Origin of the sequence: Streptomyces sp. URMC 127, from assembly GCF_051386535.1 — a bacterium.
Classification (GTDB): domain Bacteria; phylum Actinomycetota; class Actinomycetes; order Streptomycetales; family Streptomycetaceae; genus Streptomyces.
Map to the genome: position 1 here is coordinate 1 of NZ_JBPQTW010000279.1, position 7,470 is coordinate 7,470.

Genomic DNA, 7,470 nt, shown 5'->3' on the forward strand with positions numbered 1-7,470 from the left:
GCGGGGGATGCGGGGATGGTGGTGTGGCGGGGGTGTCCGTCGGGGCCGGTGAAGTACTCGACGTTCTGCATGCGTTGAGACGCCGCGGGTCTGTCCGGGGCCGGGTGCGGGTCCGGGTTCGCCGCCGACGCGGGGGGCGTGAGTGTCGCGGCCAGGGCCGCGGCGACGGCGGCGGCGCCGGCCGCGAGGGATATTCGTCGTCTCATGGGGGGGCTCCTCCCGGGCCCCGCCGCCTTGTTAAGCGGCGGGTCAAGTCGCTTTGAGGCGCGGCTTAACGTAGGGGCCCGGAAGGCGTCCGGCAATGGAGGCGACGAAAGAAAACCAACGAGCGAAGGAACCTCAAGGAACCTTCACGCCTCGTCCCGTACGAGCCTCAGCAGCCGGTCCAGCACCGCCCGGCCTCCCGCCCGTAGCCCGTCGTGCTCGTACTCGTCCGTGACCCACGTCCGCAGCCCGCGGATCGCCCGCGCCGTGCGCAGCGAGTGCGCGGTGTCGACATAGAGGTCGTCGTGGTAGATCGCGGCGGCCACCGGGACGGTGTTGCGGGCGAGCTGTTCCGCGTCGTACAGGGGCGTCCAGCCCTTGCGTTCGGCGAGGAGTTCGGCGGTGCGGTGCAGCGGGCGCAGGGCGGGATGGGTGCGCAGCATCCAGGGGTGGACGGTCTCGCCGGTGAAGAGGAAGCGCCCGCCGTCGGCGTCGTGGCGGTCGAACTGGGGGAACTCCGCCCGTACGCGCTCGGCCGCCCAGTGCGTCGCCGCTCCGTCCTGGGCATAAATGGCTTCGTGGAGCAGCGCGTAGAGCGGGCAGTGGGCGCGGGAGAGGATCGCCGCGACCTGCTCGCCGAACGCGTCGGAGAGCCGCGGCCCGTCGGCGGTCTCCGCGAAGGCGTCCTCCAGGAGGTAGTGCAGGCGGTGCGAGCCGTCGCCGGTGCCGAGGAGGATGCCGAGCTGCTGGAAGGCCTGGACGGACAGCAGGGTGCCGTCGGCGAGGATCTCCTCGTGCTCGGCGAGGTGGGCGGCGATGCGGCGGGCGGCGGCCTCGTCGCCGGGATAGCGGTCGTAGTGGGCGAGGGTCTTGCGCTCCATGCGCGGGTAGGCGGCGCGGTAGACGGCGTCCGCGTCGGCGTCGAGGCCCGGGAGGCCGCCGGTGATCAGCACTTCGGCGAGTCCCTCGGGCGCGCGGGAGAGGTAGGTGACCGCGCAGAAGCCGCCGAAGCTCTGCCCGAGCACCGTCCACGGCCGGTCGCCGAGGAGCCGGCGCCGGATGTGCTCGCAGTCGCGGACGATCGCGTCGGCGCGGAAGTGCGCGAGGTAGTCGGCCTGCTGGGCGGGGGTGCCGCGGAGCGGGAGGGTCTGACGGGTGGCGGGGGTGGAGCGGCCGGTGCCGCGCTGGTCGAGGAGGAGGACGCGGTAGTCCTCCAGGGCGCGGTCGAGCCAGCTCTCGCGGCCCACGGGGCGGCCGGCGGGGAAGCCGGGGCCGCCCTGGAGGTAGACGAGCCAGGGCAGGTCGTCGTGCTCGCGGCTCGCCGCGACGACCTCGCGCGCGTAGACGCGTATGTGCTCGCCGGTGGGGTCGTCGTGGTCGAGCGGCACGTCGAAGTGGTGGTCGGTGAGGACCAGGCCGGGCTGGCGGTGCCGACCGGTCACCGACGGGGCCGCGGCAGTACCGGTCACGGCCGCACCGGCCGCGCCAGCGCCCGCCGCGGCAGTACCGGTTACGGCGGCACCCGCCGCGGCCGCTTCCGCCATGGCCGCTTCCGCACCGAGCGCCCCTCCGCGCCTCTGTGCGCCCCCTGCGAGATCCTGCCCGGCGCGGGCATCCGGCATGGTTCCATCCTCACGTCGTCACGTAGTAGTCGTCACGTACTGCACGTACTGCGCGGTCGTCCACGCAGTCGTGCACGCGGTCGTCAACGTCTACCTGAAATGCATGGCGAAAAGCACGGCGTAACCTACCGAGGGGCAGCAGTGGCCGAGAACAGCACCCACGGCATACGGGCGGAGGGGCCCGCCGAGATCGGCCGGCGCGTGCTGCGGCTGCGGACGGCCAAGGGCCTCACCCAGCGCCAGCTGGCCGAGCCCGCCTACACCGCCGCCTACATCTCCACCCTGGAGTCCGGCCGGGTCCGCCCCTCCGAGACGGCCCTGCGCCACCTCGCCGAGCGCCTCGGCACCACCGTCGACGAGCTCGCCACCGGCCGCCCCGCCCACCTGGCCACCCGGCTGCGGATGCGGCTCACCGACGCCCGGCGCGTCCTGGCCACCGGCGCCGCCGAGGACGCCGCCGTCCGCTACGCCGCGCTGCGCGACGAGGCGGCGGCCGCGCGGCTGCACGGCGAACAGGCCGCGGCCCACCTCGGGCTCGGCGACTGCGCCCTGGAGACCGGCGACCTGACCGAGGCCCGCGACCACTACGCCGCCGCCGAGGCGCTGCTGGCCGACGAGCCGCTGCCGCGCCGCGTCCCCGCGCTGCGCGGCCGCGCCACGGCCCACCTCCTGGCGGGCGAGCTGCGCTACGCCTGCTACCTGCTGGAGACCGCCCTGGACGAGCTGAACGCCTCCGGCCTGCACGACCCGGACGCGCTGCTGCTCCTCTACACGGCGTCCATCGCCCCGTACATGGACATGGGGGCGCACGCCCGCGCCGCGCACGCCGCCGAACTGGCCCTGGCGCTCGCGCCGCAGGTGGACGACCCGGCGCTCGTCGCCGGCATGCACCGCGGCGTGGCCCGTACGCTCATCGCCGAGGGCCGCATCGCGGAGGCCGACGCCTCCCTCGCCAAGGCCCAGGAGCTCTACCAGCAGCTCCACATCCGCACCGAGCTCGCGCACTGCCACTGGATGCGCGGCTACGTGCGCGCGCAGAACGGCGACCTGGAGGGCGCGGAGAGCGAGCTGCGGACGGCGCGCGACATGCTGGCGTCGAAGCGGGCGGCGCTGTTCACCGTGCAGGTGGAGGTGGAGCTGGCCGACGTGCTGCGGCGGCGCGGCAAGGCCGCCGAGGCGGAGGCGCTGCTGAGCCCGCTGCTGGCGCCGCCGGTGGCGGAGTCCGCGGCCGGCTCGGCGCTCGGCGCGGAGCGCGGCGCGGTCCACGCGGGCGGCGCGCACCGGCTGCTGGGCCTGATCGCGGAGGAGCGGGGGCTCACCGAGACGGCGGAGGAGCACTACTGCGCGGCGCTGTCGCTGCTGGAACGGACGGGGGCCGCGGGCGACCTGGCCGACCTGTGCCGGCTGCTGGGCGATCTGCTGCGGCGGACGGGGCGGGTCGAGGCGGCGCTGGACGCGTACCGCACGGGCCTCGGCCACCGGGCCGCCCCGGGAACGACCACGCTGGGACCGGCACCGGCGGCACCGCCGATGTGACGGCGCCGCCCGGCTCCGCCCTCCCCAGGGCGTACGGAGTCAGGCGTACGGAGTTATGGGGCTGTCCGGGTGCCCCGAGCCGCCCCGGGCAGGCGGGCGCAGCAGAAAGCCCCGAACCGGTGTGATCGGTCCGGGGCTTCCCTGAAGTAATCCCCCGCCCCGCCCGGATCGCTCCGGGCGGGGCAAGTTCGGCCACTCGGAAGTTCCCGTCCGAGCATCGGGCCGCCGCTTGTGGGGGATGCGGCGGTCCGCGGCCGTGTGCCGCAGCACCTCACTGCCGGTAGGTCAGTCCCGGCATGCTGCAGTACGGACAGCACTCTGCCGTCCGTGCGCCCGCTGCGGAATCCGCCGCGGGTCCCGGCTCGACCCCGCCGATCGGAGGGGGTCACTCCGCCGGTCGGCGGGGGCGGTCCGAAGGGCGGTCAGGCGGAGCGCCACGCTCCGTTTTCGGCCATGGTTGTCGGACCCGTACGGCAGGCTGGGGGGCGGGACCGGAACCGGACTCCTCCGAACCGGGTCTAGCGGGTCGTGAACGCACAGAGCAGCAGCGCAGTCAGCAGTAGGCGTGGAAGAGGTAACGGCAGGTGATCCGTGTTGCGGTGGTGGACGACGAGCAGCTCGTCCGGTCCGGGCTGCGGATGATCCTGGGCACGGCCCCGGACATCGAGGTGGTCGCCGACTGCGGCGGCGGAGAGGCCGTCGCCACCGTGCGCGACTGCGCCCCGGACGTCGTCCTGCTGGACATCCGGATGCCGGACGTCGACGGCCTGACCGTCCTGCGCGCCCTGCGCGACGCCCCGCAGCCGCCCGCCGTCGCCATGCTCACGACCTTCGACGCCAACGAGTACCTGGCGGCGGCCCTGCGCGGCGGCGCGACCGGCTTCCTGCTCAAGGACACCGACCCGGAGCAGCTCGTCCAGGCCGTGCGGACCCTCGCGGCGGGCGGCAGCGTCCTCGACCCCGGCGTGACCCGCGCGGTGATCGGCGGCTACCTCGCCTCCGAAGCCGAGACCACGGCCGCCGAGGCGGTCTCGGTGCTCACGCCGCGCGAGCGCGAAGTGCTCGCCCACCTCGGCGCGGGGCTGGCCAACCCGCAGATCGCCGAGCGGATGGGGCTCGCGCCCAGCACGGTCAAGGACCACGTCCGAGCGGTGCTCGGCAAGCTCGGCGGGCTGAACCGCGTCCAGGCGGCGATCGTCGCCGACCGGGCGGGGCTCGTCACCGCGCAGGGCAAGCAGCGGCCGCAGGGCGAGACCACGGAGGCCACGGCGAACAGGGCAAACGGCATGAACAGGGCAAACGGCGCGGGCGGCACGGGCGGCGCCCCGTGACCGCCGCCGCGGCCCTGCGCCTGCTGCCCCCGCGCGTCCGCACCGCGCTGCCGATCGCCGTCCCCGCGCTGATAGCGGCCCTGGACGCCCTGCTCGTCAACGGGCCGAAGCCCGGCCTGGACCTCGGGGTGTCGCTCGCGGCCGCGGCCGCGCTGCTGTGGCGCCGGCGCTTCCCCCTCACCGTCTTCGCGGTGACGCTGCCCGGCATCTACATCGGCTACATCTGGTTCGCCCCGATGATCGCGCTGTACACCGTGGCGACCCTGCGCACCGACCGGCGGCTGCTGGTCGGCGCGGCCGCGCTGCTCGCCGCCGCGCACTTCCTGCCGTACCCGATCTCCGGGCTGTCCTTCGCCGACCGGCGCGAGGTCGCCCTCCAGTTCGTCGACGCGTGCGTCACCGCCGCCACGCCCGTCGCGCTCGGCCTGCTCACCCGCACCCGGCGCGAGCTCGGCGCCCGGCTGGACGAGCTGACGCGCAGCCGGGCCCGCGAGGACCGGCTGCTCGCCGACCAGGTCCTGGCCACCGAGCGCGCCCGGCTCGCCCGCGAGATGCACGACGTCGTCGCCCACCAGGTCAGCCTGATCAGCCTGCAGGCGGGCGCCGTCCAGATCAGCACGGGCGACGAGCAGGCGCGCGAAGGGGCCCGCAGGATCCGCGAGCTGTCGGTGCGCACGCTGGAGGAGCTGCGGCACATGGTCGGCATCCTGCGTGCCGCCGGGGCCGACACCGAGGAGCTCACGCCGCAGCCGCGCCTCGCGGACCTGCCGCGGCTGATCGAGCTGAGCGCGCTCGACGTGACGTACGAGAACACGTGCGCCCCCGAGGCCGGCCGCTCCGAGGCCGTCGAGCGCGCGGCGTTCCGCACGGTGCAGGAAGCGCTGACCAACGCCCGCAAGCACGCGCCCGGTGCGCGGGTACGGGTCCGGCTGTCGGAGGACGCCGCGGGCGAGCTGCTGGTGGAGGTCCGCAACGGACCGCCGGACGCGGCCGTGCCGGCGCCGGGGCTGCCCGGCGGCGGGCACGGCCTGGTGGGACTGCGCGAACGGGCCCAGAGCCTGGGCGGGACGCTGGAGGCGCATGCGACGCGGGAGGGCGGATTCGTCGTACGGGCGGAGTTCCCGCGCGAGGGCTGAGGCTGCTGCGGGGCAGGCGGGCGCCGAGCCTTCTGCAGGGCGCGAGGAGGCGTACGGACGGAGCGTCAGGCGGACTGCGCGGGGATGTGGCCGAGGGCGGCGTCGCCGGTGCCGTCGTGCCCCTCGTGGGTGGCCGTGGCCAGGTCGGGGTAGATCTCGAAGAGCCGGCGCACCCCGAGCGCGCCGAGCACCCTGTTGACGTGGGAGCCCTCCGCCGCGCCGCCCTGCGGGGGCAGGATGAGTCTCAGGCGCCCCTGACAGGAGCGCATCAGGCGGCGGGCGGCGATGAGCACGCCGACGCCGCTGGAGTCGCAGAAGCGCACCTCGGCCAGGTCGAGCACGAGACTGCGCCGTCCGTCGGCGACCGCGTCGTGCACGCGTTGCCGGACCACCGGCGACGTCACCAGGTCCATCTCACCGGAGACACGGAGGACGGCCCAGTCCCCGCGCTCGGCGTCCTTCACCTTCAGCGTCACGCGCTCGAAGCCCCTTCGCTCGGTCTCTCGCTCCCCGGAACGGACCTTTCCGCAGCCGTGGCTGCCCGGCGTCTCCCCGGTCTCCGCCACGGGAAACGCCGAGGGGCCGAACCGGCCCCCAACGAGCCTATGCCCAGCTCGAACCGTTAATCCCCAAAGTTCCGGTCACACCCGCATAACACATCGGCACATTCGCGCACGTACGATCCGTAACGATCGGCCAGATGTGCGGAAAGTGACCGTGTCCATACCATCCGGGGCCGCGCGGCGGGGCGATCTTCACGATGTTCCCCGCAAAGGCGGCCGGACTGTCGGACCCGGCCACTACATTCGAGGAGTATGTGACCGTGGGCACAAGCTCGGTGCGACGCCGCGCCGGGCATGAGTACGACGCACACACTTTCGGCGGACGGCACGAATCGGATCGGCGGCAGAACGGAGGGGGCAGCCATGGCGACCGACGGAGCACCACCCCGGTGGGACCGCAAGATGCAGCAGCGTCTGGCGCACGGCGAGGCGGCCGCCCTCGGCGAACTCTACGACCGCTTCGCCTCCCTGGTGCACACCCTCGCCCATCGCGTCCTGGAGGACGAGACCGCCGCCGACCGCGTCACGCGCGAGGTCTTCGCCCACGTCTGGGAGCACCCCGGCGACTTCGACCCCAAGGAGGGCTCGCTGCGCTCCTGGATCGCCGCGCTCACCCACCGTCAGTCGGTCGAGCGGCTGCGGCAGTCCCAGAGCGAGGGGGCGGCCACGCCCGAGGAGATCGAGGAGAAGGTCAGGGCGGCGTCCGCCGCCGCCCGCGCCGACTACATCGTCACGTCCATGCCCGCCCCGCTGCGCGCCGCCCTCGACCTCGCCTACCTGCGCCGCCTCGACTACCGCCGGACGGCCGCGCAGCTCGGCGTCACCGAGGAGGAGGCGCGCCGCCGGCTGCGCCTCGGGCTGCAGTTGCTCTCCACCGCGCACCGCGGGCCGCGGGTCGTGGCTCCGCCGGCACCCGGAGGGGCGCTGTGAGCGAGGAAGCCGGCCGCGGCGGGCCGCGCCCGCACGGCGGAAACGGCGCTTCCGGTCCGCGGATACCGCTGCCGCGGGCGGCGGCGGAGGACGCCCCGAGGTGGCCGGAACCGCCCGCGGCCCCCGCCCCGCCGGTCCCGTTCGTCCC

General features: G+C 74.8%; 6 protein-coding genes and 1 pseudogene. 4 read left to right on the top strand and 3 right to left on the bottom strand.

The genetic code is table 11. The features are described 5' to 3' along the window. Window positions 1-206, bottom strand: a pseudogene (locus ACSNOH_RS31800) (M64 family metallopeptidase); the annotation flags it as partial. A gap of 144 nt (window positions 207-350) precedes the next feature. Further along, entirely contained in the window at window positions 351-1,673 is a 1,323-nt protein-coding gene (locus tag ACSNOH_RS31805; RefSeq protein WP_436724919.1) for an alpha/beta fold hydrolase, read from the bottom strand. Between the two features lie 294 nt (window positions 1,674-1,967). Between ACSNOH_RS31805 and ACSNOH_RS31810 the strand changes: the two genes are divergently transcribed. The 3 genes from ACSNOH_RS31810 to ACSNOH_RS31820 all read left to right on the top strand — a co-directional run bounded on the left by ACSNOH_RS31810 (window position 1,968) and on the right by ACSNOH_RS31820 (window position 5,829). After that, window positions 1,968-3,362, top strand: a complete 1,395-nt coding sequence (locus tag ACSNOH_RS31810) for a helix-turn-helix domain-containing protein (protein WP_436724920.1) — start codon at window positions 1,968-1,970, stop codon at window positions 3,360-3,362. A 584-nt stretch (window positions 3,363-3,946) separates the two neighbouring features. Then, window positions 3,947-4,693 carry a response regulator gene (locus ACSNOH_RS31815; protein WP_436724921.1) on the top strand — a complete coding sequence of 249 codons (747 nt, stop codon included), beginning with the start codon at window positions 3,947-3,949 and terminating at the stop codon, window positions 4,691-4,693. Continuing rightward, on the top strand, window positions 4,690-5,829 hold the full coding sequence (locus ACSNOH_RS31820; protein WP_436724922.1) for a sensor histidine kinase: 1,140 nt from the start codon (window positions 4,690-4,692) through the stop codon (window positions 5,827-5,829). The genes ACSNOH_RS31815 and ACSNOH_RS31820 overlap by 4 nt, the downstream gene beginning before the upstream one ends. 65 nt (window positions 5,830-5,894) lie before the next feature. Here the strand turns inward: ACSNOH_RS31820 and ACSNOH_RS31825 are convergent, their stop codons facing one another. Continuing rightward, window positions 5,895-6,305 carry an STAS domain-containing protein gene (locus ACSNOH_RS31825; protein WP_436724923.1) on the bottom strand — a complete coding sequence of 137 codons (411 nt, stop codon included), beginning with the start codon at window positions 6,303-6,305 and terminating at the stop codon, window positions 5,895-5,897. A 450-nt stretch (window positions 6,306-6,755) separates the two neighbouring features. On the opposite strand from ACSNOH_RS31825, the gene ACSNOH_RS31830 reads away from it, so the two are divergent. Continuing rightward, a complete protein-coding gene (locus ACSNOH_RS31830; protein WP_436724924.1) occupies window positions 6,756-7,322 on the top strand; it encodes a sigma-70 family RNA polymerase sigma factor in 567 nt (188 codons plus the stop codon). Window positions 7,323-7,470: the final 148 nt, after the last annotated feature.

Excerpts from the sequence above, each read along its gene's own strand:
- ACSNOH_RS31830 (WP_436724924.1), top strand. The coding sequence starts at position 6,756 with ATGGCGACCGACGGAGCACCACCCCGGTGGGACCGCAAGATGCAGCAG.